Raw genomic sequence first — 25772 nt, forward strand, 5'->3', positions numbered from 1 at the left:
CGCCTTATAGAAAGCCGGCCGCGCGGAACATGCGCTCGTAGATCTCGCGCAGCGTCGCCTCCTTGCGCTTGTTGTACGCCATCACCTGCATCGCGCCCACGGCCGCGGACTGCTTGGCCCGCGCATACAGGTCGCGGTCCGCCGGATTGGCGCGCAGCCAGTCGCGGAACATCCGGTGCCGGATATTCTCCGGACAATCGGGCCCGAACACATGCAGGTTCGCCGCCGGCGCCTCCAGCCGCAGCGCGCGGTGCTGATGCCAGGACGGCTCGCGCAGCGCCAGCACATAGCCGATCGCCTCCAGCGGCCCCACGTAGTCTTCCTCCCGCGCCGGATCGGCCACGGTCAGGTCGATGTCGATCACCGGCTTGGCCGCCAGCCCCGGCACCGCCGTGGACCCCATATGCTCCACGTCCAGCGCCACCGGCCCCAGCGCCTCGCGTATCGCCGCGGCCAGCGCCTCGTAGCGGGCCGGCCATCGGAAATCGTAGGGCACGACTTCCACCGGCGCCGGCGCCGGCCGGCCTCGGACCCAGGGGTCTTCGTCCGGGTCCGGTTCGTGGTGTTTCATGATTTCTTCGGGTGTCGCCATGCGATATATCCTACTGCGGCGAACGACGGCCTCGTCTCGATTACACGCGCCCAGGCAAGCCGACGGATAATGGGCTGATCGAATCGTTCAACCGCCGGCTGCGTGATGAATTCCTTAAGGAGCGCATTGGGGCAACTACCTGCTCGCGAAGATCAAGGCCGCGACACGATGAAGTCGCTTCCCAGCTCCGCCAGGTCGCGGCACCCGAGCAACCCCAGGTTGCGGTCGATTTCGGTTCCCAAAATGTCGATGATGCGCGCCACGCCGGCCTGTCCGGCCACGGACGCGCCGTAGAGAAAGGGGCGGCCCAGGAACACCATGCGCGCGCCCAGCGCGATGGCCTTGAGGACGTCGGCGCCGCGGCGAAAACCGCCGTCGACCATCACCGGGAAATTCGGGCCCACCGCGGCGACGACCTCGGGCAAGGCGTCCAGGGCGCCCTGCGCGCCGTCGAGCTGGCGTCCGCCGTGGTTGGAGACGATGACGCCGTCCAGGCCCATTTGTTCCGCCAGCCGTGCGTCGCCGGGATGGGCGACGCCCTTGAGGACGATGCGGCCCGGCCAGATGTCGCGCATCCAGGCCAGGTGCGACCAGTCCAGCCGGTCGCGGCCGCCGCGCAGGCCGCCCTTGGGTTCTTCGGTGATGCGGTAGCCGCGCGTATCGGCGACCACGTTGCAGAAGCGCGGCACCTGCCGGTCCGAAAGCAGGGTGCGGAGAAACACGTTGGCGGACCAGCGGGGATGGCGCAGCCCGTCCCAGAGCAGGCCGCCGCTGAACTTGAACGGAATGGTGAAGCCGTTGCGCTGGTTGTTCTCGCGGTTCGCGCCCACGGGCGTGTCGATGGTGACGACCAGCACGTCGACCTCGTTGGCCCGCAGGCGCCGCAGCAGCGGTTCGATGACGTCCTTGTCGCCGGGGATGTAGCCCTGGTACCAGAAATCGGCATCGGCCTGGCGCACGGTTTCCATGGCCAGCGTGGAAAGACCGCTGAGCACGAACGGAATTTTCGCCTCTGACGCGGCCTTGGCCAGGTCCCATTCGCAGCGATGGCGGCACATGGCGGTCATGCCCATGGGCGCGATCCCGAAAGGATGCCGGTATTGCCTTCCCCAGAGTTCCACGGCCTGCGTGCGCTGCGCGACGCCGACCAGGCCGCGCGGACGGAACTGGACCGAACGGAACGCCTCGCGGTTGGCTTGCAGCGTCAGGCAGTCTTCGGTGCCGCCGTTGACGTAGCCGAACACCGCGTGCGGCAGGACCGCCTTGGCCGCACGCTCGTAGTCGCCTATCGACAGGAGTTTCTTTGAGTTCATTGGAGTTGGATGTTCGCTTCGGTGACTTTGGCTTTCCAGAAATCCCGTTCGGCACGCACGCGCTGGGTGAAATCGGCGGAAGAGGTGCCGGTGATCACAAAGCCGAGGGACTCCATTCTTTCCTTGAATTCCGGGGTCTTCTTGACTTCGGCAATGCCCGCTTCCAGCTTCTTGAGCACATCGGGAGGCAGTTTCGCCGGTCCCATCACGCCCGTCCAGCCTCCAACGTCCACGCCCTTGAAGCCGCTTTCTTCCATCGTGGGGACGTTGGGCAGCATGGCGTTGCGTTGCTTGGAGGTGATGCCCAGCGCCCGCACCTTGTCGCTCTTGGCGAGCCCGATGGCCGCGTCGGTCTGGGCGAACACGAAACTGACCTGCCCCGCCATGACGTCATTGAGCGCCGGGGCATTCCCCTTGTAGGGAACGTGCAGCATGGGCGCGTTGGCGGACCGGGAAAACAGTTCGCCCGCAAGATGGTTGGTGCCGCCCAGGCCCGAGGAACCGTAGCTGACGGCCGTCGGGTTCTGCTTGGCGAATTCCACCAGTTCCTTGAGATTCGCCGCCTTGATCTGAGGCCCGGCGAGCAGAACCAGGGCGTAGTCGACCAGATCGGATACCGCGGTGAAGTCCTGCGTGACGTCGTAGCGGAAGCTGGGCTGCGTGAGCGGCGCGATGGCCGTCACCGGGGACACCATGATCCCCAGCGTATAGCCATCCGAAGGCGCGCGCGCCAGGGCCGTCAAGGCGACGATGCCGCTGGCGCCCGTGCGGTTCTCGACCACCACGGGCTGGTTCCACAGCTTGCTCAGGCCGAAGGCGAGCTGGCGCGCTATCAGGTCCGTGGGCCCCCCGGCGGCGTAGGGCACCAGAAAGGTCACCTGCTTGGCGGGGTAGGCGGCGGCCGCCTCGTCCTTGGCATGCGCGGGCACGCCCGTCATGCCGGCCGTGACGATGGCCAGGGCCAATGCCGCCTTGATGGCGGAACGCCGATTTGCTTTCATATTTGTCTCCTGTTTTTATCTTTTCGTTCCACGCTTGCCGCCTTTGTATCAAAGGCGGCGCAACGGATCCGTTCTCAGTCGATGGTGATGTTCGCGGCCTGGACCGTCTTGCCCCACATATCCCGCTCCTGCAGGATGAAGCGCTGGAACTCGTCCGGCTGCATGGCGCGGGGCGCTACGCCCATGTCCGCGAAGCGTTGGATCACTGCGGGAGCGGCCAGCGCCTGCACCATCGCCTGATGCAGCTTTCCGATGACTTCCTTGGGCGTGCCCGCCGGCGCCACCATGCCGTTCCAGGCCGACACGTCGAAGCCGGGGATGGTCTCGGCGATGGCGGGCACCTCGGGCGTCATCGGGGAACGCTGGGCGGTCGTGACCGCAATGGCCTTGAGCTTGCCCGCCTTTACATGCGGAAGCGCGGAGATCATCGTGTCGAAGCTCAGCTCGCATACTCCCGCGATGGTGTCCGTGATCGCGGGCGCGCTGCCCTTGTAGGGCACGTGCGTCATCTGGATCTGCGCGCGGTTGCAGAACAATTCGCCCGCCATGTGGGTGGAATTGCCGGTGCCTGAGGTGGCGAAGTTGAGCTTGCCCGGGCGCGCTTTGGCGTATGCGATGAATTCCGGCAGCGAGTTGACCTGCAGGCTGGGATGCACCACCAGCATGATGGGCCCTTCCTGCAGAAAGCCGATGGGCGAAAAACTGCTTGCGAGGTCATAGCCGGGCTTCTTGTACAGCCAGCTGTTGATCGGGTGAGCCGTGGTGAGAATACCGATCGTGTAGCCATCGTTGTCCGACCGCGCCAAGGCCTCGAGCCCCAGGTTTCCGCCGGCGCCGGGGCGGTTTTCCACCACGAAGGTCTGCCCCAGCGCGCGGCCCATGCCTTCGGCCGCCAGCCGAGCCGCGATGTCGGTGGACCCGCCGGGCGTGAAAGGCACGATGACCCGGACGGGCCGGCTTGGCCAGTCGCCGGAGGCGAAGGCCCGCGGGGCGAAGGCGCCGGCCAGCGCCGCGGCTGAGAGTTGTTTGAGCACGGTACGTCGAGTTTCACGCATGTATCCAGTCTCCTTGTATTTGGACCTTTGCCGTCCAGATATGCAGAGCCATCGTCGCCTGGCTCTGCCACTCGGCCACACAAACAAAGGTAATTCACTAGACGAAATTAATTAATCATCCATTGAAAGTTTTATTTCTTTATTGTAATTTTGGCATGCATCATCATTCAATTTGGAGAAGAACGCAAGTGCCTATCCATCAAGGAACCCGTCCCGAGACCTCCCCTGAACTGATCAAAGCGTTCGAGGGCCTTGCCACCAGCACCATCGGTAATGTGCTCGACGACCTCGGTATCGGCAGCATCGGCCTGAACCTCGGGCCGGTCGCGCCGGGAATGCGATTCGTCGGCGCCGCGCTCACCGTCAAGGAAGTGACGGGCGCGAAGAACGCCTACCTGCCCTCCGAGTTCGGGCTGGGCGCCGTCGTCGACATGTGCCGGCCCCTGGATGTCGTCGTGATCGACAACGGCGGCCAGCAGGTGTCCACCTGGGGCGGGGTGGCTTCAGTAGCGGCCGTGCAGAACGGCGTCGTGGGGCTGGTGGTGGACGGCGGCGTGCGCGATGCCGACGAGATCATCGAACTGGGGTTCCCGGTGTTCTCGCGCCACGTCGTGCCGCTGTCGGGCAAGACGCGGGTCAAGGTCATCGAGATCAATACCACGGTGAAGATCGATGGCATGCCCGTACATCCGGGCGATATCATCATCGGGGACTCCAGCGGCCTGGTGGTGGTGCCGCGCGATCGGGCGGCGGAGGTGGCGCAGCGCGCAAGCGAACTCGAACACCAGGACAGGCTGGCCAGCGACGAAATCCGGGCGGGACTTTCGTTCACGGAAGCGCTGCGCAAGTACGCTAAACTCTGATCCGCAGCTTGGCCGGAGCGCGTCAGCGGCTGGACTCCAGCCTACGCGTGCCCCGCCTTGTAGACCAGACTATGCCGAGACCACGTAAAAATCCTGCATCTTCCACCGCCGCCGGGACGGCCGCACTGACCGATAGCGCCAAGGGGAGCGGGCCGCTGGCCGGCACCCTGTTGCGCGGACTGGCCCTGCTGGACACCCTGATCGCCGCAAGCCACCCGATGACGCTCGCGGAACTGGCCTCCGACGTCAAACTGGATCTAAGCACCACGTTGCGCCTGTTGAGAACGCTGGAAGACGCCAAGCGCGTCCTGCGCATCGGCGACGGCAAATACTATCTGGCCTCGCCTTCCACGCTGCGTCCCCTGGGGTTGAAGCACCCGCTGGAAGAACTGCGCCGCCAGGCCGATCCGCTGGTGCGCGGCCTCGCGAACAAGGTGAACCAGTCGGTCGTGCTGGTAGCCTATATCGGCGGCGAGCGGGTCGTGGTCGATGTGATGCAGGCGGGCACTTCGCTCAATCCGTATTACTCGACCTGGCTGCATGGCCCCATGCATGCCTCCGGTCCGGGCAAGGCCTTGCTGCTCGCATCCGATCCGGCCAGGCGCGAGGCGCTGCTGGGCAAGCCTCCCTATGCGGCGCGGACCAGCAAGACCCTCACGACGAAGGCGGCGCTGGACGCGGATCTCAAACGGGCCGCGGAGAACGGCTACGTGCTGGTGCGCGACGAGTTCTACGATGGCCTGAGCGCCATTGCGGCCAATTATTATTCCTGGGACAAGACCGCGCTTGGCTGCCTGGCGATCACGGCCTATTCCGAAAGCTTCGACGACGAGACCGTCGCGTTCGTCGCCAGGGAACTGCTGGCCTGCACCCGCCTGATGCCGCTCCAGGTGCCCGCTCTGCAGCAGATCGCGCAACTGTCCGGCCGTTGACCGCGGCCGGACGGCGCCATCGCGGTCAGTCCTGAGGCTGGATGCCCGCGGCCGCGGCAACACGCTTCCAGCGCTCGTTCTGGGCGATGATGAATCGGCGGAACTCTTCCGGCGAAGATGGCGAGGGCTGCACGCCGGAGGCGGCGAAGTTCTGCTTGATCTCATCGGATGCGAGAATCTTCACCAGGGCCGCATTCAGCTTCTCGACGATCTCCCTGGGCGTTCCCGCCGGCGCGAGCAGGCCCTGCCACGACGAAGCCTCGAATCCCGGTATGCCTTCCTCGCTCACCGTGGGCAACTGCGGCGCGGCGTCGGAACGCTTGTCGGCGGTGAGCGCCAGCGCCTTGACCTTGCCGGCCTTGACCAGCGCGCCCATGGTGGAATAGGGATCGATCATGAAACCGATCTGTCCGCCCAGCATCGCCTCGATCGCGGGGCTCGTGCCCTTGAAGGGGACATGGGTCATCTTCACGCCCAATTGCGCGTTGAAGGCTTCGGTGATCAGCTGGTACGAACTGCCGGACGTGCCATAGAACATGTCGCCTTGAGGGCGCGCCTTGAGGTAGGCCGCGAGCTCCTGGATGCTGTCGGCCGGCACCGCCTTGCCCACGACGACGACCAGCGGCTGCTTGGCCACCAGGCCGATGTGTTCGTAGCTCTTGACCGGGTCGTACCGGATCTGCCGGTACATCACGGGGTTCGTGCCCAGCGGGGCGATGCCCGCCACCAGCAGGGTATAGCCGTCGGGCTCCGCCTTGGCGGCCGCTTCGCGGCCCTATCATGCCGCTGGCCCCGGGCCGGTTCTCCACGATGACGGGCTGCCCGAGCTCGGCGCCGAGATGGTTGGCGATCGTGCGCCCCATCACGTCGGTGATGCCGCCCGCGGCGAACGGGACGATGATGCGGATGGCGCGCTGTGGATAATCCGCCGCATGCGCAGCGGTCGCCATCGCGGCCGCCGAGAACAGGAAAAGGCTGCCGATCAGTTTCTTCATCTTCTTGTCTCCTTCAGTGGATGGGGAACTGCTCACCGCGCGGCGACCGGCTTCAGGCGGACGTGTACGCCGTCTTGATGACGGTATAGAAGTCCACCGCATACTGGCCCTGTTCGCGCGGCCCGTAAGAGGAAGCCTTGCGTCCGCCGAACGGCAAGTGGTAGTCCAGACCGCTGGTTGCCTGGTTGACCTTGACGATGCCGGCCTGGGCCTGCCGCTTGAATTGGGACGCGTGGCGCAGGCTGGTGGTGCAGATGCCGGCGGCGAGGCCGAATTCCGTGTCGTTGGCGAGATGGAGCGCTTCCTCGAAATCGCGGGCCCGCGTGACGGAGGCGACGGGGCCGAAGATCTCTTCGCGGGCGATCCGCATGGATGGGTCGACCTCGCTGAACAGGGCGGGCTGCAGGTAGAAGCCCGGCGTGTCCCGTTCCAGGCGCTCCCCGCCCCAGACCAGGCGGGCGCCTTCCTTGCGGCCGATGTCGATGTACGACAGGTCGACGTCGAGCTGCTTGCGGTCCACGACCGGACCGATATGCGAGTCGGCCCGCAAGGCATGGCCGATCCTGAGCGTTTCCAGCCGCCTGGCGACGCCCTGCACGAAACGGTCGTGGATGCCCTCTGTCACGATGAAGCGGGACGATGCCGTGCAGCGCTGGCCCGTGCTGAAGAACGCGCCCTGCACGGCGCATTCCACCGCGACGTCGAGGTCCGCGTCGTCCAGGATGACCAGCGGATTCTTGCCGCCCATCTCCAATTGCATGCGTTTCATGGACGGGCCGGCCACGCAGTCGGCCGCGATGCGGCGGCCCGTGGGAACCGAACCGGTAAAGCTGATCGCGTCGACCTCGGGATGCGAGCACAACACGCTGCCGATCTGGCTTCCGGGGCCCATCACCAGATTGAGCACGCCATCCGGCAAGCCGGCGCGGTGCAGGATGTCCACGAGCGCCCAGGCCGAGGCCGGCACCAGATCCGCCGGCTTGAACACCACGGTATTGCCATAGGCCAGCGCCGGCGCGATCTTCCAGGCGGGGATGGCGATGGGGAAATTCCAAGGCGAGATCACGCCCACCACGCCCAGGGGCTCCCGGGTGACTTCGGTGTCGCTACCCGGCTGCAGGCCGGGCAGGCGGTCACCGCGTATACGCAGCGCCTCGCCCGCCATGAAGAACAGCACGCTCGCCGCGCGCGCCACCTCGCCTATGCCCTCGGGCAGCGTCTTGCCCTCCTCGCTGGAAAGCAGGCGCCCCAACTCCTCCCTGCGCGACTGCAGCTCATGGGCCGCGCGAGCGAGGATGTCGTGGCGCAGCTGCGGGGAACTGCCAGACCATGCCGGGAAGGCGGCGCGCGCCGCCTCCACGGCATGTTGCGCGTCGGCCGCGCCGCCGCGCGCGTACAGGCCGACGATCTCCCGCGTGTCCGATGGGTTGACGTTCTGCGTGACGTCGGCCGCATCGCACCATTCGCCTCCGATCAGGTTGCGATGCGCCGCTTTTGCTGTATCCATGGCGGTGTTCTCCGTGCTTGGGTTCAGGCGCGGCCGCGGCCGGCGGCCAGTGCGGATTCGCGCACCTGCGAGAGCGTGAAAGCGGGGCTGATGGCCTCCGGGTCGATCACGCAATGCAGAATGGCGGGCTGGCCGCAGGCCAGCGCGCGCTCGAAGGCGGGGGCGAAATCCTCCGTTTTCTCGACGCGCTCTCCGTGCCCGCCGAAGGCGCGGGCATAGGCGGCGAAGTCGGGGTTGCGCAGCGCCGTGGCGCTGATGCGGCCGGGATACTCTCGTTCCTGGTGCATGCGTATCGTCCCGTACATGCCGTTGTCCACCACGATGACGATGATCGGCAGCCCGTATTGCACGGCCGTCGCGAACTCCTGGCCGTTCATCAGGAAACAGCCGTCCCCGGCGAACGCGACCACGGTCTTGTGCGGGAACACGCGTTTTGCGCCCACTGCGGCCGGAACGCCATAGCCCATCGAACCGGAGGTCGGCGCCAGCTGGGTGCCGAATGCGTCGAAGCGGTAGAAGCGGTGAATCCAGGTGGCATAGTTGCCGGCGCCGTTGCATACGATGGCGTCCTGCGGCAGCACCTTGTTGAGATGCTCTATCACCCTGGACATCTGCAACGCGCCCGGAGTCGCCACTGGCTCGGTGCTGCGCCATGTCTCGTAGATGGTGCGCAGCCTGGCGGCATATTCCGCGCGGGATTTCGAGGCCGGCAGCGGCTTGGCGGCCAGCGCCTCGACAAATGCCGAGGGAGTCGCGCAGATGCCGAGCGTGGGCGCGTAGACGCGGCCAAGCTCGGCGGCATCGGGGAAGACGTGGATGAGCTTTTGCCTCGGAACGGGAATGTCGAGCAGGGTATAGCCCTGGCTGGGCGTCTCGGACATCCGGCTGCCGACCAGGAGAATGAGATCGGCCTGCTTGACCTGTTCGACCAGGGCCGGATTGGGCCCGAAGCCGAGATCGCCGACGAATGATTCGTTGCTGGTTGGAAAAAGCATCTGGCGGCGCAGCGAAACGGTCACCGGCAGGCGCGAGTCGCGCGCCCACTGCGCGAAACGGCTTACCGCCTCGGCGGTCCAGCGGGTGCCGCCGAGCACCACCAGGGGCCGGCTGGCCTGGGCCAGGAGCGCCAGCGCGGCGGCCACCTGCCCGGCGCCGGGATAGGCTTGCGTTTCCTGGGCCGGCTGCGCATCCGCGCATTCGACCCGGTCGACGAGCATGTCCTCGGGCAGCGCGACCAGAACCGGCCCGGGCCGGCCCGACATGGCCGTGTGGACCGCACGCGACACGATCTCTGGTATGCGGCGGGCGTCGTCGATCTCGGTGGCCCACTTCGCGAAATGGCTGAATGCGGCGCGGTAGTCCAGCTCCTGGAGCGCACCGCGCTCGCGCACGCCGCGTTCTATCTGGCCGACGAAAACCAGCACGGGAGTGGAATCGTGCGAAGCGATATGGATTCCAGGCGTCGCGTTCGCGGCTCCCGGCCCCCGCGTCACGAAGCAGGCGGCGGGCCGGCCGGTCAGCTTGCCATGCGCCTCGGCCATCATCATGGCGCCGCCTTCCTGGCGGCATACCGTCACGTTGATGTCGGCATCGTGCAATGCGTCCAGCACCGCAAGATAGCTTTCGCCCGGAACGCAGAAGACGTGTTCGATTCCGTGGATGCGAAGCTGGTCGACCAGGATCTGGCCGCCGGTGCGGGGCCGCGACATCGGGACGGGGGCTGTATGCGTTGCGCTCATTGCTTCTCGGATGGTTGCGTAGATGGAGAGGGTGAATATTCGGTTTTCATCATAATAATGAAAGTAAAATTTCACAAGCAGCAAAATTTATTTTGATAAATAATGCGCGTACCGGCGTCGCATGCAAAGTGCCGCCTTGTCGCACAAAGGAAATGGAGGAGACGATGGACCTCGGTATTTCAGGAAAGAGAGCGTTGGTGTGCGCTGCCAGCAAGGGATTGGGCTACGCCTGCGCCCAGGCCTTGGCGCGGGCCGGCGTGCATCTGGTGATCGTGGCGCGCAACGAGCCCCCGCTCCAGGCCGCGGCCGGGCATCTGAGATCGTTGGGGCCGGTAAGCGTGGAGGCCGTCGCCGCCGACATCACGACCCCGGAAGGGCGCGCGGACGCGCTTGCAGCCGCCGCCCGGCTACCCGACGGCGCACGGGGGGAATTCGACATACTCGTGACGAACGCGGGAGGCCCGCCCGCGGGCGATTTCCGTGATTGGGACGACGCGGCCTGGCACCGCGCGCTCGACGCCAACATGCTCACCCCGATCGCGCTGATGCGCGAGACGCTGGATGGCATGATGTCGCGCGGCTGGGGGCGGATCTGCAATATCACCAGCACGGCGGTAAAGGCCCCCAGCCCTTATCTGGGCCTGTCCAACGGGGCGCGCAGCGGCCTTACCGGCTTTGTGGCGGGGCTGGCGCGCCAGGTCGCGGGCAGCGGCGTCACCATCAACAACCTCTTGCCCGGCACGTTCGATACGGACCGGCTCAGGTCCAATCTGGCCGCGGGCGCCGCTCAGGCGGCGATGGAACTGGAGGCCTACATCGCCAAGCGCCTGGACGCCATTCCCGCGCGGCGCTTTGGACACGCGGAGGAATTCGGGGCCGCCTGCGCCTTTCTTTGCAGCCGGCAGGCCGCCTACATTACGGCGCAGAATCTGCTGATTGACGGCGGCGCCTATCCCGGCACCCTGTAACCCCTTCATCGAACAAGAGGAAAATCCATGACTTCAGCCATCGTCATGCGCACCACCGGAGGCCCGGATGTCCTGCAGTGGGAACCCATCGAAGTCGCCGAGCCGCAGGCGCATGAAGTGCTGCTGCGCCATACCGCCGTCGGCGTGAACTATCACGACGCGTATGTGCGCTCGGGTCTTTACAAGACCCTGGCCCTGCCGGGTATTCCGGGCATCGAGGCGGCCGGCGTCGTCGTAGCGGCCGGAAGGGACGTACGGGATTTCAAGCCGGGTGACCGCGTCGCCTATGTCACCCGGCAATATGGCGCCTATTCCGAACGGCGCGCCATCGCCGCGGATCTCCTGGTGCCGCTGCCGGACGGCGTGTCCGACATCACGGCCGCGTCTTCGTTGCTCAAGGGCCTGACCGCGCAGATGCTGGTCCAGCGCGTGTATGCCGTCCAGGAAGGCGATTGGGTGCTGGTGCATGCGGCGGCGGGCGGGGTCGGGACGCTGCTGTGCCAATGGGCGCGGCACCTGGGAGCCAATGTGATCGGCACGGTGGGCTCCGCGGAGAAGGTGCCGCTGGCGCTGGCGGCCGGCTGCCATTCGGTGGTGCGCTACCGCGACGAGGACTTCGTGGCGCGCGTGCGCGAGATCACCGGGAACGCCGGCGTCCAGGTCGCGTACGACGCGGTGGGCAAGGACACGTTCTTCGGCTCGATGGAATGCCTGGCGCCCTTCGGGCATCTCGCGAACTACGGCCAGGCGTCGGGCGCCGTGCCCGCCTTCGAAGTGTCGATGCTCTTTCCGAAATCCAATTCGCTTTCCCGCCCCAGTGTCTTCCAGCACGTGCGAACGCCCGCGCTGCTGCGCGATGCTGCCCGGCGCTACTTTGCCGCGTGCCAGGAAGGCGCCCTGGACATTCCGGAAAGCCAGGAACTGCCGCTGCGCGATGCGGCCCGGGCGCACGCCATGTTGGAGGACCGCTCCCGCCTCAGGCCGCTGGTGTTGCGCGTGGACGGAAACTGAGCGGCGAGGGGCGGCCTGCGCCGGCGGCTGTCAGGAGGAGGATCGGTCGCGGCAGTGCGGCGCGCATCGTGGAAGGCGAAGTGCGATGAGCTTTCGCCATCTTCTGGATGCTTGGCATGCGTGGGGATTGCCTGGGACCGTTGCCTGCGAAAACTTGATTTTCTGCAGTCAATGGATCTAGGCCCTATCCTGCAACCCGTTGAAATTGAACGTTATTGATTATATGAGTTCAACGGATTCCAAATGCTTGGTGCCGACGGCGAGACTCGAACTCGCACAGCTTTCGCCACTACCCCCTCAAGATAGCGTGTCTACCAATTTCACCACGTCGGCTGGGGTTTTCAGAAAATCTTAACTTCCTGGAAAGTCGAGCATTCTACCACGCAAATTGCGATTCGGGGGAAACGGCCGGTTCTTTGTCGTCCGGCCCGCTCCCGCCGAGCAGCAACAATTCTAGTTGATCTGCAGGTTCGTCGCCTTGACGACTTCGTCCCATTTGCGCGTTTCGCTTTCCATGAAGGCCTTGAACGCCTGCGGCGTGTTGGGCGGCGGGGGCATCAGGAAGCCGTTGTTCTGGTAGCTGGCCGCCAGCGCGGGGTCGGATGCCAGGGCCTTGTTGATGGCGGTATTGACCTTCTGCACGATGTCCGCCGGGGTGCCGGCGGGCGCGAATACGCCGAACCAGGCCGCCACGTCGAAGCCGGCCACGCCGGACTCGGCGATGGTGGGGATTTCGGGCGCGAACGGCACGCGGCTGCCGGTGGTGACGGCCAGGCCGGTGAGCTTGCCGGCGCGCACGTGCGGCAGCAGCGGCGGCAGGTTGTCGAAGATGGAATCGACCTGTCCGCCCAGCAGGTCGGCCACGGCCGGGCCGCTGCCGCGATACGGCACGTGCAGGATGTCGATGCCGGTCTTCATCTTGAAGAGCTCGCAGCCCAGGTGCGCGGACGAGCCGTTGCCGGGCGAGGCGCAGGTCAGCTTGCCGGGATGCTTTTTGGCGTAATCGATGTATTCCTGCACGGTCTTGACGGGCACGGCGGCGTTGACGGCCAGGATGTTGGGCACCACGTTCAGCAGCGCGACGGCGTCCAGGTCCTTGAGCGCGTCGAACGACATCTTGGAGTACAGGGACTGGTTGATGGCGGTCGAGATGGACCCCACGAACAAGGTGTAGCCGTCGGCGGGCGCGCGCACCACCGACTCGGCGCCGATGTTGCTGTTGGCGCCAGGCTTGTTCTCGACCACGAAAGTCTGGCCGAACTCCTTGCCCAGCACGTCGGCGATCATGCGGGCGCTGATGTCGGTGGTGCCGCCGGGGGCATAGCCCACGACCAGCCGCACCGGCTTGGACGGATAGGCATCGGCCTGGGCGTGGGCCGGCGCCGACGCGAAGCAGGCGAGCGCCGCCGCGGCGGCGGCCAGTCTGGTATGGATCTTCTTCATGTTTCCTCCTGTCGAAAGCGGATCGGCGCGCCCCGGGCGGGCGCGGCCGTTTTTATCGTTGTGGGGGCTGGCGGCGGCCTATGCCGGGCTGGCTGGCCGTATCGGCGCGATCAGATCCGGCGTGACATCGGCCAGGCTGCTGCAGCCCAGCAGCGCCAGGTCGGTCGAGATTTCGCTGCGGAAAATCGCGGCCACCTTGCGGATGCCGGCCTGGCCGCCGACCGCCGCCCCGAAAAGCTGCGGCCTGCCGGTGAACACCATGCGCGCGCCCAGGGCCACCGCCTTGAGCACGTCCGAGCCGCGGCGGAATCCGCCGTCGACCATGACCGGAAATCCGGGCGGCACCGCCGCCACGATCTCGGGCAGCGCCTGCAGCGGCGAAATGCAGCCGTCCAGCTGGCGGCCGCCGTGGTTGGAGACGATGACGCCGTCGGCGCCGGCCGCGCAGGCCTGGCGCGCGTCGTCGGGATGCATCACGCCCTTGAGCACCAGCTTGCCCGGCCAGTTCTCGCGAATCCAGCGGATGTGCTCCCACGACAGCTTGTCGCGTTCGCCGCGAAAGCCGTTGGGCGGGTCCTGCGTGATGGGCGGGCCGATCTCCTCGTAAAGATTCGAGAAGCGCGGCACGCCGCTGCCCAGCAGCGTGCGCATGAAGACGTTCAGGCTCCAGCGCGGATGCCGCAGGCCGTCGAGCACCACGCTGGCGCTCATCTTGAAAGGCACGGTGAAGGCCAGGCGCTGCAGGTTCTCGCGGTTCGCGCCTACGCAGGTGTCGATGGTGACCACCAGCACCGGGATCTCGGCCTGGCGCAGGCGGTCCAACAGCCTGCCGATGCGTTCGGTGTTGCCCGGCAGATAGGCCTGGTACCAGCAGCGCTTGCCCGTGGCCTGCTGCAGGCGTTCCAGCGGCACGCTGGAAGCGCCGCTGATGATGAACGGAATCTCGGCGTGCTGCGCGGCCTGCGCCAGCGCCAGGTCGCACTCGTGCATGACGATGGCGGAGAATCCGGTGGGCGCGAAACCCACCGGCATGGCGTAGGTCTGGCCGTAGAGTTCGACCTTGCTGTTGCGCTGGTCCACTACGCGCAGCCCCCGCGGCCGGAACCCGACGTCGCCCAGGGCGCGCACCGACTCGGCCAGCGAAGCGCCGTCCTCGGTGCCGCCGCAGACGTAGCCTTCGACGCAGCGCGGCATGATGCGCCGCGCCTCGCGCTCGAAGTCGCGCACCGACAGGCAGCGGTCCAGCCGGCTCATGCTACCGCCGGCTCGCCGGCCTGTACGCCCAGCGCCTGCAGACAGGCCGCCAGCGAGCGGTCCTGCGTGTCCTGGTAGAGCGCCAGCTCGTCCAGCACCGGCGCGCCCAGCGCCTGCTCGAAAGCGGCCTGGCTGGCGTTCTGCGCGTATTCGGTCTGGCCCTTGTCGCCCAGGTTCGACTGGAAGATGCCGGCGGCGCTGACCGGCAGGAAGTCTTCGTACACCAGCGGCTCGTAGCGGATGTAGCCCTGCTCGATCAGCGCTTGCGCGTCGGCGCTGGCCGGCGCGCCGGTCTTGCCGGTCAGGTAGTAGCGGAAATACGCCAGGCCCTGGGCATGCAGTTCCGAGTAGTCGTCCGGAAACGCGGCGAAGCAGTCCTGCAGGTTCTGCATGTAGGCGGCGGCATTGCTTTCGTTGGTCGCGCCCGGATTGCGGCTGCGCGCCAGGTCCAGCAGGTGGTCGTACAGCGCGCGGCCCTTGCGCGTGAGCGCGACGCCGCGCTGTTCGATCTCGCCGAAGCGGGCCGTATGGCTGCCGGGCGCGGCGCGGCCGTCGGCGCCGATGAAGCTGACGGCTTCCTCCAGCGCCTTGAAGCTGGTCTGGCGCAGCAGGATCGGGCACTTGCGCGGCGGCGGGCCTTCGATCACGGCCTTGGCGGCCACGCCGCGGCGCGGCATCTCGGCCTGGGCTTCGTCGATGTCCAGCGTGCGCGGCGTCAGGTGGTTGATGTGCGGACCCTTGAAGGCCACCACGTCGGCGATCAGGCGGTGCTGGCCATGCAGCTCCTGGTAGTCCTGCAGGCTGACGGTGGCTTCGCCGTGCCAGCGGAACGTGTGCAGGGCTTCGGCCACGAATTCCCGGGCGCAGGCCTCGTCCAGGCCGCCCTCGGCTTCGAAGCGCGCGGCCAGTTCCAGCGCCCGCGGGGTGAAGATGCGGCGCGCCGCCAGGATGCGTGCGGCCTTCTCGCGCAGCGCGGCGTCGTCGATCAGTTCCAGGCGCAGCAGCGAGGTGAAGACGCGGAACGGGCTGGCCTGCAGCGCCTGCTCGTGGGTGGCGCGAAACGCGGTGGAGTGCACCGGCACGCCGGCCGGCGACAGGTCGTAATAGCCCACGGGCTGCATGCCCATCACGGCGAACACGCGGCGCATATTGGACAGCTCTTCGGCCGTGCCCACGCGGATGGCGCCATGGCGCTCGATGTCCAGGCGCTCGATCTCGCCCGTGCGCGCCAGCTGTGCGGCCAGTTCGGGCTGCTCGGCCAGGGTCTTGGCGTTGACCTGGGCGACCAGGTCCAGCAGCGTGTCATACAGGGGCACTTCCGACTTGTACATGTCGGACATGGCGCGGGAGAACCAGGCGCGGATCTGGTCGGGGCTGACGAAATTCTGATTCATGGCGGGCTTGGCGCATCGGTAGACAAGGCCCGCATGAAATCATGCCGCGCCGCCGCAATCAAATGAAAAAATTCGGCTTAATCAGTCCATTTTTTCATGGACGGCGCGCGGCTTCCTGCTCGACCCAGGCGACGAACTGCTTGATCTTCGGCACCTCGGCCGAATGCTCGGAATAGGCGACGAAATACGCGCCGTCGCTGGGCTGCACGTAGCCCCACGGGATCACCAGCTTGCCGGCCTGCAGCTCTTCCTCGGCCAGCAGGCGCGGGGTCAGCGCGATGCCGCAGCCGCTTTCGGCGGCGCGCACGCACATGTAGAAAGTGTCGAAGCGCGGCCCGTGGTAGCTGCGGTCGGACTGGAACTGCTGGTGCGAGAAATAGTCGTGCCAGGCCTCGGGCCGCGAGGCGCACTGGATCAGTTCCTGCGCGCTCAGCGCTTCCAGGCTGTCGACCCGGTCGCCCGGCAGGAAGCCGGGCGCGCAGACCGGCACCACTTCGGCCTCGAACAATTCGCGGCACTGGGCGCCGGGCAAGGTGCCGTGGCCGAAGAAGAACGAAATGTCGATCTTGGCCTGCATCAGGTCGAACGGCCGGGTCTCGCTGCGGACCTTGACCTGGATGTCCGGATGCGCGGCCATGAAGCGCTTGAGGCGCGGGATCAGCCAGCGCGCGCCGAAGGTCGGCTGGGTGCCGATGGTGAGAACCTGCGTCTCGCTGCCGTAGGTCAGGATGTAGCGCGAGGACATGTCCACCTGGTTCAGGATGGCCCGGACCTCGGACTGGTACAGCGCGCCCGCCGGCGTCAACTGCAGGCGCCGCCGCACCCGCAGGAACAGCGGGTTGCGCAGCAGCGCCTCGAGTTGCGCGATCTGTTTGCTGATCGCGCTCTGGGTCATGTGCAGTTCCTCGGCGGCGCGCGTGAAGCTCATGTGCCGCGCCACCGCCTCGAAACACTGCAGCGCCATCATCGATGGCATCAAACGCTTTTCCATGGAGGCCGATCCGAAAATACCTGTGCCGGCGGCCCGCGCGCGTCCACGCCGGCCGCCGTCCGCCCGCATTATCGCAGGCCGTTCCAGCGCGCCCATGACGTTCCAGCGCGCCCATGAAAAAGGCCGGCTTGCGCCGGCCCCGTGGACTGCTGTGGCTTACTTCGCCGGCGTTTCGGCCGGCTTGTCGCCGGCGGCCGGAGCCGGCGCGGCGGGCGCGGGGGTGGCCGGAGCCGCCGGCACCGACGGCACCGAGGCGTCGGGCTTGGCCGGGGCGGCGGGCACCGAGGCGGCGCCCGGCACGGACGAGGCCGGAGCCGACGAACCCGGCACCTGGGGCACCGAACGGTCGGCCGGGTAGCTTTGCATCACGCCCGAATCGACGCCGGGAGCGGCCGAGCCCTGGTGGCTGAAGTAGGCCAGGCCGGCGGTGGACGCGAAGAACACGACGGCGGCCCACTTGGTCGCGCGCGACAGGAAGTTCGCGGCGCCGGTGGCGCCGAACAGGCTGCCGGCCGAGCCGCTGCCGAAGGCGGACCCCATGTCGGCGCCTTTGCCCTGCTGCAGCAGGACCAGGACGATGATAGCCAGCGCCGAGATCACTTGGACGGCCAGCAGAAGTTTGAACGTGATGGGCATTACAGACTCCGGAGCGGAAACTTAGATGGCGGCGATACGCAAAAATTCTTCGGCCACGAGCGACGCGCCGCCGACCAGGGCCCCGTCGATATCAGTCATGGCGAACAGACTGGCGGCGTTGGCAGCTTTGACGCTGCCGCCGTACAACACTTGCACCTGCTCCGCGCCCAGCGCGCGCAGCGAGGCGCGGATGGCGCCGTGGACTTCCTGGGCCTGCTCGGGGCTGGCGCTGCGGCCCGTGCCGATGGCCCAGACCGGTTCATAGGCCAGCACCATGCGCGACACGGCGTCGGCGCCCAGGGCCAGCACCGGCTTGAGCTGGCGCTCGATCACGGCCAGGGTATTGCCGGCGTCGCGGTCGGCCAGCGATTCGCCGACGCAGACCACCGGCGTCAGGCCGGCGGCCAGGGCGGCCTGGGCCTTGGCGGCCACCGCTTCGTCGGTTTCACCGTGCAGCACGCGGCGCTCGGAATGGCCGGCCAGCGCCCAGCGGCAGCCGAATTCCTTCAGCATGGGGCCGGACACCTCGCCGGTATAGGCGCCCTTTTCGTGCGCGCTGACATCCTGCGCCCCCCAGGACACACTGCTTCCAGTCAGGGCCGATGCGGCTTGCGCCAGGTACGGAAACGGCACGCAGACGCCGATTTCGCAGTGGCTCGCAGCATCCGCGGCGCGCAGCTCGGTCAGCAACGCAGCGTTCTCGGCCAGGTTACCGTGCATCTTCCAGTTGCCCAGCACGAGGCGGGCGCGGTTTTCGACTGAAGTCATGGCGTAGTGTCTAGAGAGGATGCGGGCGGCGAAAAGCGCCCACGGGCCTGCCTGGAAATAATTCCAGGCGAAACCCGTGATTGTATCCTGTTGCGGGGCGCTACGCCGAGAGGCCCCGCGATTCTTACATCGTCAGAATGATTTTGCCGATGTTTTCGCCGCTTTCCATCATGGCGTGGGCCCGGGCGGCCTCGGCCAGCGGGAAGGTCGCGTGCACGATGGGCTTAATGTCCCCTTTTTCCAGCAGCGGCCAGGCGCGTTCGCGCAGCGCGCGAGCGATGGCGCCCTTGAAGGCGACCGGCCGCGGACGCAGGGTCGAACCGGTGATGGTCAGGCGGCGGCGCATGACCTGGGCCGTGTCCACCTCGGCGCGGGCCCCGCCCAGCTGGGCGATGATGACGATGCGCCCATCGTCGGCCAGGCACTGCATGTCGCGGGCGATGTAGTCGCCGGCCACCATGTCCAGGATCACGTCCACGCCGCGCCCGCCATTGGCCTCCAGCACTTCCTTGACGAAGTCCTGGGTCTTGTAGTTGATCCCCAGCGTGGCGCCCAGGGCTTCCACGGCGCGGGCGCGCTCGTCGCTGCCGACCGTGGCGTAGACCTTGTGGCCCAGCGCGCGGGCAAGCTGGATCGCCGTGGTGCCGATGCCGCTGGCGCCGCCATGCACCAGCAGGCTCTCGCCCTCGGACAGCCGGCCGCGGTCGAACACGTTGCTCCAGACCGTGAAATAGGTTTCCGGCAGGCCCGCGGCCTCGATATCGGACAGGCCCTTGGGGATGGGCAGGCATTGCGCCGCGGGCGCGACGCAGTATTCCGCGTAGCCGCCGCCGGCCACCAGCGCGCAGACGCGGTCGCCCACGGCCAGGCCGCTGCCGGCGACGTCGCCGCCGACGATCTCGCCGGCCACTTCCAGGCCGGGCAGGTCGGAGGCGCCGGGAGGCGGCGCGTAGTTGCCCTTGCGCTGGAACACGTCCGGGCGGTTGACCCCGGCCGCGCTGACCTTGATCAGGACTTCACCCGCGCCGGCTTGCGGCGTGGGACGCTCCACGGGGACCAGGACCTCGGGGCCGCCCGGGCGGGAGATTTCTACGGCGTGCATCGCGTGCCTCCTTCCTTTGCATCAAATGGATTATTATTGCGCCCTTTGCTGCGGATCGCGTCCGCCTCGGCCCGATTGTTTGCCAGATGGTCGAATCGCCGCAAGATTTGCCGCACAATGCGCGGCAAAGCCCCCCGGAAGCGTGGCAGAGTGGTCGATTGCACCGGTCTTGAAAACCGGCAACGGGCAACCGTTCGTGAGTTCGAATCTCACCGCTTCCGCCAACACAGGAAATCAAGCCCTTGCGTGCGCAAGGGCTTTTTTTCGTCCCCGCGCGGCATCCGCGGCGCCGGCCCGGTTCGCCGGAACGCGCCGCAAGGCGTAGTATGAGGATAGCTGTCGCTGTTCACGCTCCTGCGGAGGGCTCCCGGACCGGCGCGCCCTCCCCCACTCCAGGGAGGTTGTCATGTACAAGCACATACTCATCCCCATCGACGGCTCCGCGCTGTCCTTCTCCGGACTGGAGCAAGGACTGGGCATGGCCCGCGCGCTGGGCGCGCAAGTCACGGTGCTGACGGTCTACAGCCCCTTCCATACCATTTCCATGGAAGCCGTGCAGCTGCAGGGCGTGCGCACGGAGTACGAGCGCCACGCGCGCGACCTGGCCCAGTCGTACCTGTCGCAGGCCGCGGCCAAGGCGCAGGCCGCCGGCGTGGCCTGCACGACCGAAATGCGCGAGAGCAACAGCCCCTACCAGGCCATCATCGACCTGGCGATGACCCAGGGCTGCGACCTGATCGCCATGTCCTCGCGCGGCCACGGCGCCATGGCCGCCATGCTGCTGGGCAGCGAGACGCAGAAGGTGCTGGCGCACTCCACGCTGCCGGTGCTGGTGTATCGCTGAGGCCTGTCAGGCCGCCGCCCGGAAGGTCTTGGGAATCCCGGCGGCGGCCACGCCGCTGCGCAGGCTTTCCTGCGGCAGCGCCTCGGCCAGCAGGGGACGCGCGGCCAATAGCCGCGGCAGGTCGATGCCGGTGCCATAGCCCATGCTTTCCAGCATGAACACCAGGTCCTCGGTGACGATGTTGCCTGACGCGCCGGGCGCGAATGGGCAGCCGCCCAGCCCGCCCAGGCAGGCGTCGAAGCTGCGGATGCCTTCGTTCAGGCCGGCCAGCGCATTGGCCAGCCCCAGCCCCATCGTGTCGTGCAGGTGCAGCTTGGTCAGGCGCGCGCCCACGGCGTCCTGGGCGGCGCGCACCGCGTCGCGGACCTGGGCGGGATGGGCGTAGCCCACCGTGTCGGCCAGGGCGATCTCGTCGGCGCCGGCGCGGGCCGCGGCCGCCGCCACCCGGGCCACCCGCGGCAGCGGCACCGCGCCTTCCAGCGAGCAGCCGAAGGCGGTGGCCACGGCCGCGTCGATGCGCATGGGCCGGCCCTGGGCGCGGACCCAGTCGACGATGGCCGCCAGCGCCTCCAGCTGCGCGTCGGTGCTCTTGCCCACGTTGGCGCGACTGTGCGTGTCGCTGACCGAGACGGGAAACGACAGCACGTGCGCGCCGGCCTCGTAGGCGGCGATGGCGCCCTTGAGGTTGCAGGCCAGCGCACAGACCGTCAGCCCCTCCACCTTGAGCGCTTCGGGCAGGATGGCGCCGGTGTCGGCCATCTGCGGCACCAGCCGCGGCGACACGAAACTGCCCACCTCGATCTCGCGCAGCCCGGCCTCGGCCAACTGCCTTATCCAGCGCAGCTTGTCGGCGGCGGACATCATGCCCCTGGCCATCTGCAGCCCGTCGCGCGGGCCCACTTCGCAAAGCCTGACTTCCTGGTTCATATGCGGCGTCCTGTGGTCTGAAGCGGGCTTATTGCTGCACCACGATGCCCGCGCTCTTGATGGTCTCGCGCGCCTTGCCGATGTCCGACTGGATCAGCGCGGCGAACTGCTCGGTGGAAACCGGATCGGTCTCCAGCCCCTGCGAGGCCAGCGCCTCCTGCACGTCCTTGCGCGCCAGCAGCTTGTTGAAATCGCTGTTCAGGCGGGACACCACGGCCTTGGGCGTCTTGGCCGGAGCCAGCACGCCGTAGTAGGTGACCACGCTGAAGCCCTTGTAGCCCAGCTCGGCGACGGTGGGCACGTCCGGCAGCGCGGGATTGCGCTTGGGCGAGGTCACGGCCAGCGCGCGCACCTTGCCGGACTTGATCAGCGTCGCGGCCGACGAGATCGAGGAGCCCGCGAACTGCAGGTGGCCGCCCATCAGGTCCGCCAGCGCGGGCGCCGAACCCTTGTATGGCACGTGCTGCATCTTGAAGCCGGCCTCGTGCTGCAGCATCTCCATGGCGATGTGCACGCCGCCGCCCGTGCCGGAGGTGCCGTACGAGATCTTGTTGGGCTCTTTCTTGGCGGCCTCGATCACTTCGGGCAGGGTCTTGTACGGCGAGCCGTCGGCCACCAGCAGCACCATGGGCGTGGTGGCCACCAGCGCCACCGGGGCCAGGTCCTTGACCGGGTCGTACGACACCTTCATCAGCAGCGGTATCAGCGTGACGTTGTCGGACTGGCCTATCACCAGGTCGTAGCCCTGGGCGGGCGAGCGCGCCGCCTCGGCCAGGCCCAGCGCCGTGCCCGCGCCCGGCTTGTTTTCCGGGATGACGGCCCAGCCGTTGAGTTCATGCAGCTTGGTGCTCATCAGGCGGCCGATATAGTCGGTGCCGCCGCCGGGCGTGGACGGAATAATGATGCGGATGGGCTTGTTGGGGTAGTCCTGCGCGTGCGCCGTGCACGCGGCGGCCAGGGCGGCCACCGCCAGAAGTTTGCGGATCATCTCGGGTGTCTCCTCTTCGATGGAAGTCTTGGCGGTCTGTCGCCGCCTCGACGGGGTTCGGGCGCCGGCGTCCCCTCAGGCGATGACGCCGGCCGAGCGCAAGGCGTCGATGCGCTCGGCATCCCAGCCCAGGCCCCGCAGGATGGCTTGCGTGTCGCCGCCCCGGTGGGGCGGGTCGCAGCGCTTGCCGGCCTTGCGGCCGTCGAATTCGATCGGCAGGGCCGCCGCGTCGATCTCGCCGCCGTCCGGCAGCCGCGTCTTCAGCAGCGCGCCGCCGGCGTTGAGGTGCGCGTCCTGCAGCAGGTCGTGCGGCTGGCGGATCGGACCGTAGGACAGGTTGGCCGCCTCCAGCGCGGCGCACAGCGCATCCGTCTTCCAGGTCTTCAGGATCTCGGCCACGCCCGGCACCAGCCACGGCCGCGCGGCCTCGCGGTCGACGGCGGTGGCCAGCCGCGGATCGGCGGCCCATTCCGGCGGCAGGAAGGTCTGCGCGAAGTTGCGCCATTGCGCATCGCCGACCACCGCCACGAACACCCGGCCGTCGGCCGTATCGAAGATGTCGTATACCCCCCAGGGCGGCCGCCGCTCGGCGCCCATGGGCCTGGGCGCCGATCCGGTCAACTGGTACTGGGCGATGAACTGCGCCACCAGCAGCAGGTTGTTCTCGAACAGGCCCGAGCGCACGTGCCGGCCGCGCCCCGTCAGATGGCGGTCGTGCAGGGCCGCCAGCGCGCCCACCACGCCGAACGTTCCGCCTAGGATGTCGTTGACCGACGCCGCCACGCGCTGCGGCGTATCGGCGCCCCCGTTGATATAGGCCAGCCCGCCCATCATCTGCACCACTTCGTCGAGCGCGGTGCGGTGTTTGTAGGGGCCGGACAGAAAGCCCTTGAGCGATACGTAGATCAGCTTCGGGTTCGCGGCCGACAGCGATTCGTAGTCCAGCCCGTACTGGGCCAGGCTGCCGTCGCGGAAGTTCTCCACCAGCATGTCGGCCTGCAGCGCCAGCTCGCGCACCACCGCCTGCCCCTGCGGCGCCTTCAGGTCGATGGCCAGGCTTTGCTTGTTGCGGTTGAACACCGGGAAATAGCCGCTGCCCGAACCCTTGAGGCGGCGCGTGCGGTCGCCTTCGATGGGCTCGACCTTGATGACTTCGGCGCCCAGGTCGGCCAGCGCCAGGCCGGCCGCCGGCCCCATGATCATGTGGGACAGCTCCAGCACCTTGATGCCGCGCAAGGGCAATTCGTCGTTGTCCATGAAGGGTGAAGCCGGTGCTGCGCTCATCGATGTTTCCTCTGGCCCGCGTTGGATGAACCGGCGCGGCCCGCTCCGGAAACCGGGCCGGCCGCCGCCGCAATGCATCCATGATCGCCGCCGCGGGCGCGTCGCGGGTAGCGGTCTTTCAGCACCGGGGCATTCTCGTTTCGGAACGTCCGGGTTAGCCCCAGTGAGGCGTCATGCGCCGGCGGCGGGCAGCACGCCCAGGTGCGCCAGCAGCGTGCGCGCCGCCGGCGCCAGCGCGTCCGGGTCGCGCACGGCGATGCACAAGGGCGTGCTGGACCAGGGACCGGTCAGGCGGATGAAACGGATGTCCAGGTGCGCGTGGCGCGCCTTCAGGTACAGCGGCACCACCGCCACGCCCATGCCGCGGGCAACCAGCGTGCAGATGGTCTCGTGCGCGCTGACGCGGGCGCTGATGCGCCGCGTCACGCCGGCCTCGCGGGCGGCCTGCTCGAATACGCTGCTGATGCCGTTGTCGCGGTTCAGCTCGATCTGCTCATAGGGCAGCAGCTGCGCATAGTCCAGCGTTTCGCGCTCGGCCAGCAGATGCTGCCCCGGCACCACCGCCGCCAGCTCGCAATGGCCGCAGGGATAGACCTGCAGGCCCTCGTGGCCGAAGTCCGAGCCCGCCGCCACGTCGGCCTGCCCTTCCAGCACGGCGCGAAACGCGGCCTGCGTGGTGTCCTCCTGCAGCAGGATGTCGATCTGCGGATGCGCGCGGCGAAACGACTGGATCTGCTCCGGCAGCTCGCCGGACAGCGCCGCCACGCTGACCGCCAGCCTGACGCGCCCGCGCACGCCGGTCGCGAATCCCGCCATTTCGCGGTGCATGCGCTCCATGTCCTGCAGCAGGCGCCGCACGTGCGCGGCCAGCGCATCGCCGGCCGGCGTGGGCTGCACGCCCTTGACGCCGCGTTCCAGCAACAGCACGCCGAATGCCTCTTCCATTTCCGACATGCGCTTGCTGACCGCCGAAGGCACGATGTTCTCGCGGGCGGCGGCGCGCGCCAGGCTGCCTTCCTGCAGGGCGGACAGGAACAGGCGCAGCGACACCAGATCTATGTCGCGCGGCGGCGGGATGAGGGGTGCGGCGGGTTTCATGGGCGCAAGTGTCCCGCGTTGTCCGCCGCAGCGGTCACGGGGGTTTCCCCGATAGCCGTGCCCGAAGGCATCCAGTCGAACGCCTCCAGCAGGCCCAGCACGCTGCGCCTCACCGCCGCCACCGCCGCGTCGCGCAATGCGTCGGCCCGCCATCCCATTTCGATGGCGTAGCCCGGCATGGCCTGCGGACAGGGCAGCATGCGCAGCCCCGTGGCCGCGGCCAGTCCGCGCGCGGCATGGGCGGGCAGGGTCGAGATGGAATCGCTGCCGCGCAACAGAAAGGCCAACGCGGCGAAATGCGTGGTCGACGCCAGCACCCGCCGCGCCAGCCCCAGGCCGTGCAGCACCTCGTCCACCACGCCGATGAAGCCGCCCGAGGACACCAGCACGTGCCGGCGGCGGATGAACTCGTCCACGGTCAGCGCCGCCTGTCCCGGCGCCAGGCTCGCCGGGTCCAGCAGACAGGCGTAGCCGCCCTGCCCGACCGTCACCCGCTGCAGGGCATGAGAAGCCAGGCCACCCGAAGCAATGACCAGATCGGCCTCGCGCGCCATCAGCATGTCGGCGGCCAGCCGGCTGTGGGTCTGCCGGAAGATGAGGCGCAGGCCCGGCGCGCTGGCGGCCAGCGCGCCGATCGCCTGCCGCCCCAGCGCGATCTCGAAGTCGTCGGACAGGCCCAGCGTCACCGACCGCCCGGCGAAATCCGCCGCCTCCGGGCGCGCCAGCGCCAGGCTCTGGCGGCACTTGTCCAGCGCCTCGCCGATGACCGGCCGCAGCTCGCGCGCCCGCAGGCTGGGCGCCAGGCCCCGGCCGGTGCGCACGAACAGCGGGTCCGCATACAGCGTGCGCAGGCGCCCCAGCGCGGCGCTGACCGCCGACTGCGTCACGCCCAGGCGCAAGGCCGCGCGGCCGGCCCCGCCCTCGTCGTAGATCGCCTCGAAGACCTTCAGCAGGTTGAGGTCCGTCGATTCGATATCAATTCTGTTCATATCATTTATCTCCGGGCGGGATTGATTGATTTTAGGGCGGGCCGGACACTGTGCCGACCCTCCATCCACCCGCGAGAC

General features: G+C 67.8%; 24 protein-coding genes, 2 tRNA genes and 1 pseudogene. 7 read left to right on the top strand and 20 right to left on the bottom strand.

The genetic code is table 11. From position 1 onward, the window contains the following. Positions 1-4: 4 nt before the first annotated feature. On the bottom strand, positions 5-592 hold the full coding sequence (locus AC1IQ6_RS22155; protein ID WP_485865311.1) for a GrpB family protein: 588 nt from the start codon (positions 590-592) through the stop codon (positions 5-7). 35 nt (positions 593-627) lie between these two features. Here AC1IQ6_RS22155 and AC1IQ6_RS22160 point away from each other — a divergent pair. Continuing rightward, positions 628-709 (top strand): annotated as a pseudogene (locus AC1IQ6_RS22160) (integrase core domain-containing protein); the annotation flags it as partial. Between the two features lie 35 nt (positions 710-744). On the opposite strand, the gene AC1IQ6_RS22165 reads toward AC1IQ6_RS22160, so the two are convergent. The 3 genes from AC1IQ6_RS22165 to AC1IQ6_RS22175 all read right to left on the bottom strand — a co-directional run bounded on the left by AC1IQ6_RS22165 (position 745) and on the right by AC1IQ6_RS22175 (position 3961). Then, on the bottom strand, positions 745-1905 hold the full coding sequence (locus AC1IQ6_RS22165) for an alpha-hydroxy acid oxidase (protein WP_485865312.1): 1161 nt from the start codon (positions 1903-1905) through the stop codon (positions 745-747). Then, the gene (locus AC1IQ6_RS22170) at positions 1902-2906 is read right to left on the bottom strand and encodes a Bug family tripartite tricarboxylate transporter substrate binding protein (protein ID WP_111826509.1); all 1005 of its coding nucleotides are present in this window, start codon (positions 2904-2906) and stop codon (positions 1902-1904) included. The genes AC1IQ6_RS22165 and AC1IQ6_RS22170 overlap by 4 nt, the downstream gene beginning before the upstream one ends. Positions 2907-2980: 74 nt before the next feature. Further along, positions 2981-3961, bottom strand: a complete 981-nt coding sequence (locus tag AC1IQ6_RS22175) for a Bug family tripartite tricarboxylate transporter substrate binding protein (RefSeq protein ID WP_485865313.1) — start codon at positions 3959-3961, stop codon at positions 2981-2983. Positions 3962-4149: 188 nt separating this feature from the next. Here AC1IQ6_RS22175 and AC1IQ6_RS22180 point away from each other — a divergent pair, with 188 nt between their 5' ends. Further along, entirely contained in the window at positions 4150-4824 is a 675-nt protein-coding gene (locus AC1IQ6_RS22180; RefSeq protein ID WP_168202242.1) for an RraA family protein, read from the top strand. A 71-nt stretch (positions 4825-4895) separates the two neighbouring features. Beyond that, positions 4896-5756: an IclR family transcriptional regulator gene (locus AC1IQ6_RS22185; RefSeq protein ID WP_102774285.1), complete on the top strand. Its 861-nt coding sequence runs from the start codon at positions 4896-4898 to the stop codon at positions 5754-5756. A gap of 25 nt (positions 5757-5781) precedes the next feature. On the opposite strand, the gene AC1IQ6_RS22190 is transcribed toward AC1IQ6_RS22185, so the two are convergent. The 3 genes from AC1IQ6_RS22190 to AC1IQ6_RS22200 all read right to left on the bottom strand — a co-directional run bounded on the left by AC1IQ6_RS22190 (position 5782) and on the right by AC1IQ6_RS22200 (position 9997). Next, complete coding sequence (locus tag AC1IQ6_RS22190) at positions 5782-6483, bottom strand: Bug family tripartite tricarboxylate transporter substrate binding protein (RefSeq protein ID WP_485865314.1); 702 nt, start codon at positions 6481-6483, stop codon at positions 5782-5784. Between the two features lie 320 nt (positions 6484-6803). After that, positions 6804-8258: an aldehyde dehydrogenase family protein gene (locus AC1IQ6_RS22195; protein WP_485865315.1), complete on the bottom strand. Its 1455-nt coding sequence runs from the start codon at positions 8256-8258 to the stop codon at positions 6804-6806. Between the two features lie 23 nt (positions 8259-8281). After that, positions 8282-9997: a thiamine pyrophosphate-binding protein gene (locus AC1IQ6_RS22200; protein ID WP_485866595.1), complete on the bottom strand. Its 1716-nt coding sequence runs from the start codon at positions 9995-9997 to the stop codon at positions 8282-8284. Positions 9998-10161: 164 nt separating this feature from the next. On the opposite strand from AC1IQ6_RS22200, the gene AC1IQ6_RS22205 reads away from it, so the two are divergent. Both AC1IQ6_RS22205 and AC1IQ6_RS22210 read left to right on the top strand, forming a co-directional pair. After that, complete coding sequence (locus tag AC1IQ6_RS22205; RefSeq protein ID WP_485865316.1) at positions 10162-10965, top strand: SDR family oxidoreductase; 804 nt, start codon at positions 10162-10164, stop codon at positions 10963-10965. 27 nt (positions 10966-10992) lie between these two features. Next, the gene (locus tag AC1IQ6_RS22210; protein ID WP_485865317.1) at positions 10993-11976 is read left to right on the top strand and encodes a quinone oxidoreductase family protein; all 984 of its coding nucleotides are present in this window, start codon (positions 10993-10995) and stop codon (positions 11974-11976) included. Positions 11977-12224: 248 nt separating this feature from the next. On the opposite strand, the gene AC1IQ6_RS22215 is transcribed toward AC1IQ6_RS22210, so the two are convergent. From AC1IQ6_RS22215 to AC1IQ6_RS22250, 8 genes are all read right to left on the bottom strand, one after another. Beyond that, positions 12225-12309: transfer RNA gene (locus tag AC1IQ6_RS22215), tRNA-Leu, on the bottom strand. 120 nt (positions 12310-12429) lie between these two features. Then, positions 12430-13419, bottom strand: coding sequence for a Bug family tripartite tricarboxylate transporter substrate binding protein (locus AC1IQ6_RS22220; RefSeq protein ID WP_102774279.1), 990 nt, complete (start codon positions 13417-13419; stop codon positions 12430-12432). A gap of 78 nt (positions 13420-13497) precedes the next feature. Further along, entirely contained in the window at positions 13498-14673 is a 1176-nt protein-coding gene (locus tag AC1IQ6_RS22225) for an alpha-hydroxy acid oxidase (protein ID WP_485865318.1), read from the bottom strand. Then, positions 14670-16067: a 2-oxoadipate dioxygenase/decarboxylase HglS gene (hglS, locus tag AC1IQ6_RS22230; RefSeq protein WP_485865319.1), complete on the bottom strand. Its 1398-nt coding sequence runs from the start codon at positions 16065-16067 to the stop codon at positions 14670-14672. The genes AC1IQ6_RS22225 and hglS overlap by 4 nt, the downstream gene beginning before the upstream one ends. Positions 16068-16161: 94 nt before the next feature. Further along, a complete protein-coding gene (locus AC1IQ6_RS22235) occupies positions 16162-17058 on the bottom strand; it encodes a LysR substrate-binding domain-containing protein (RefSeq protein WP_102774276.1) in 897 nt (298 codons plus the stop codon). A gap of 156 nt (positions 17059-17214) precedes the next feature. Then, on the bottom strand, positions 17215-17694 hold the full coding sequence (gene secG, locus AC1IQ6_RS22240; RefSeq protein ID WP_102774275.1) for a preprotein translocase subunit SecG: 480 nt from the start codon (positions 17692-17694) through the stop codon (positions 17215-17217). Positions 17695-17715: 21 nt separating this feature from the next. Further along, on the bottom strand, positions 17716-18462 hold the full coding sequence (gene tpiA, locus AC1IQ6_RS22245; protein WP_102774274.1) for a triose-phosphate isomerase: 747 nt from the start codon (positions 18460-18462) through the stop codon (positions 17716-17718). 124 nt (positions 18463-18586) lie between these two features. Further along, complete coding sequence (locus AC1IQ6_RS22250; RefSeq protein WP_102774273.1) at positions 18587-19564, bottom strand: NAD(P)H-quinone oxidoreductase; 978 nt, start codon at positions 19562-19564, stop codon at positions 18587-18589. A 136-nt stretch (positions 19565-19700) separates the two neighbouring features. Between AC1IQ6_RS22250 and AC1IQ6_RS22255 the strand changes: the two genes are divergently transcribed. Both AC1IQ6_RS22255 and AC1IQ6_RS22260 read left to right on the top strand, forming a co-directional pair. Continuing rightward, positions 19701-19788: transfer RNA gene (locus tag AC1IQ6_RS22255), tRNA-Ser, on the top strand. Between the two features lie 182 nt (positions 19789-19970). After that, positions 19971-20408, top strand: coding sequence for a universal stress protein (locus AC1IQ6_RS22260; RefSeq protein ID WP_102774272.1), 438 nt, complete (start codon positions 19971-19973; stop codon positions 20406-20408). 6 nt (positions 20409-20414) lie between these two features. Here the strand turns inward: AC1IQ6_RS22260 and AC1IQ6_RS22265 are convergent, their stop codons facing one another. The 5 genes from AC1IQ6_RS22265 to AC1IQ6_RS22285 form a co-directional block, all read right to left on the bottom strand. Next, complete coding sequence (locus AC1IQ6_RS22265) at positions 20415-21335, bottom strand: hydroxymethylglutaryl-CoA lyase (protein ID WP_102774271.1); 921 nt, start codon at positions 21333-21335, stop codon at positions 20415-20417. A gap of 28 nt (positions 21336-21363) precedes the next feature. Continuing rightward, complete coding sequence (locus AC1IQ6_RS22270; protein ID WP_485865320.1) at positions 21364-22323, bottom strand: Bug family tripartite tricarboxylate transporter substrate binding protein; 960 nt, start codon at positions 22321-22323, stop codon at positions 21364-21366. A gap of 75 nt (positions 22324-22398) precedes the next feature. Then, positions 22399-23607: a CaiB/BaiF CoA transferase family protein gene (locus AC1IQ6_RS22275; protein WP_102774269.1), complete on the bottom strand. Its 1209-nt coding sequence runs from the start codon at positions 23605-23607 to the stop codon at positions 22399-22401. A 171-nt stretch (positions 23608-23778) separates the two neighbouring features. Next, positions 23779-24705, bottom strand: coding sequence for a LysR family transcriptional regulator (locus tag AC1IQ6_RS22280; protein ID WP_102774268.1), 927 nt, complete (start codon positions 24703-24705; stop codon positions 23779-23781). Further along, positions 24702-25694 (bottom strand): LysR substrate-binding domain-containing protein, encoded by a 993-nt coding sequence (locus AC1IQ6_RS22285; protein ID WP_485865321.1) that lies wholly within the window; start codon positions 25692-25694, stop codon positions 24702-24704. The genes AC1IQ6_RS22280 and AC1IQ6_RS22285 overlap by 4 nt, the downstream gene beginning before the upstream one ends. Between the last annotated feature and the right edge of the window lie 78 nt (positions 25695-25772).

This window comes from Achromobacter sp. MUI-25009338, assembly GCF_057359325.1.

Coding starts and splice junctions, on each gene's coding strand:
- AC1IQ6_RS22155 (WP_485865311.1), bottom strand. CDS start 592: ATGGCGACACCCGAAGAAATCATGAAACACCACGAACCGGACCCGGAC.
- AC1IQ6_RS22165 (WP_485865312.1), bottom strand. CDS start 1,905: ATGAACTCAAAGAAACTCCTGTCGATAGGCGACTACGAGCGTGCGGCC.
- AC1IQ6_RS22170 (WP_111826509.1), bottom strand. CDS start 2,906: ATGAAAGCAAATCGGCGTTCCGCCATCAAGGCGGCATTGGCCCTGGCC.
- AC1IQ6_RS22175 (WP_485865313.1), bottom strand. CDS start 3,961: ATGCGTGAAACTCGACGTACCGTGCTCAAACAACTCTCAGCCGCGGCG.
- AC1IQ6_RS22185 (WP_102774285.1), top strand. CDS start 4,896: ATGCCGAGACCACGTAAAAATCCTGCATCTTCCACCGCCGCCGGGACG.
- AC1IQ6_RS22195 (WP_485865315.1), bottom strand. CDS start 8,258: ATGGATACAGCAAAAGCGGCGCATCGCAACCTGATCGGAGGCGAATGG.
- AC1IQ6_RS22200 (WP_485866595.1), bottom strand. CDS start 9,997: ATGAGCGCAACGCATACAGCCCCCGTCCCGATGTCGCGGCCCCGCACC.
- AC1IQ6_RS22205 (WP_485865316.1), top strand. CDS start 10,162: ATGGACCTCGGTATTTCAGGAAAGAGAGCGTTGGTGTGCGCTGCCAGC.
- AC1IQ6_RS22210 (WP_485865317.1), top strand. CDS start 10,993: ATGACTTCAGCCATCGTCATGCGCACCACCGGAGGCCCGGATGTCCTG.
- AC1IQ6_RS22220 (WP_102774279.1), bottom strand. CDS start 13,419: ATGAAGAAGATCCATACCAGACTGGCCGCCGCCGCGGCGGCGCTCGCC.
- AC1IQ6_RS22225 (WP_485865318.1), bottom strand. CDS start 14,673: ATGAGCCGGCTGGACCGCTGCCTGTCGGTGCGCGACTTCGAGCGCGAG.
- hglS (WP_485865319.1), bottom strand. CDS start 16,067: ATGAATCAGAATTTCGTCAGCCCCGACCAGATCCGCGCCTGGTTCTCC.
- AC1IQ6_RS22235 (WP_102774276.1), bottom strand. CDS start 17,058: ATGGAAAAGCGTTTGATGCCATCGATGATGGCGCTGCAGTGTTTCGAG.
- secG (WP_102774275.1), bottom strand. CDS start 17,694: ATGCCCATCACGTTCAAACTTCTGCTGGCCGTCCAAGTGATCTCGGCG.
- tpiA (WP_102774274.1), bottom strand. CDS start 18,462: ATGACTTCAGTCGAAAACCGCGCCCGCCTCGTGCTGGGCAACTGGAAG.
- AC1IQ6_RS22250 (WP_102774273.1), bottom strand. CDS start 19,564: ATGCACGCCGTAGAAATCTCCCGCCCGGGCGGCCCCGAGGTCCTGGTC.
- AC1IQ6_RS22260 (WP_102774272.1), top strand. CDS start 19,971: ATGTACAAGCACATACTCATCCCCATCGACGGCTCCGCGCTGTCCTTC.
- AC1IQ6_RS22265 (WP_102774271.1), bottom strand. CDS start 21,335: ATGAACCAGGAAGTCAGGCTTTGCGAAGTGGGCCCGCGCGACGGGCTG.
- AC1IQ6_RS22270 (WP_485865320.1), bottom strand. CDS start 22,323: ATGATCCGCAAACTTCTGGCGGTGGCCGCCCTGGCCGCCGCGTGCACG.
- AC1IQ6_RS22275 (WP_102774269.1), bottom strand. CDS start 23,607: ATGAGCGCAGCACCGGCTTCACCCTTCATGGACAACGACGAATTGCCC.
- AC1IQ6_RS22280 (WP_102774268.1), bottom strand. CDS start 24,705: ATGAAACCCGCCGCACCCCTCATCCCGCCGCCGCGCGACATAGATCTG.
- AC1IQ6_RS22285 (WP_485865321.1), bottom strand. CDS start 25,694: ATGAACAGAATTGATATCGAATCGACGGACCTCAACCTGCTGAAGGTC.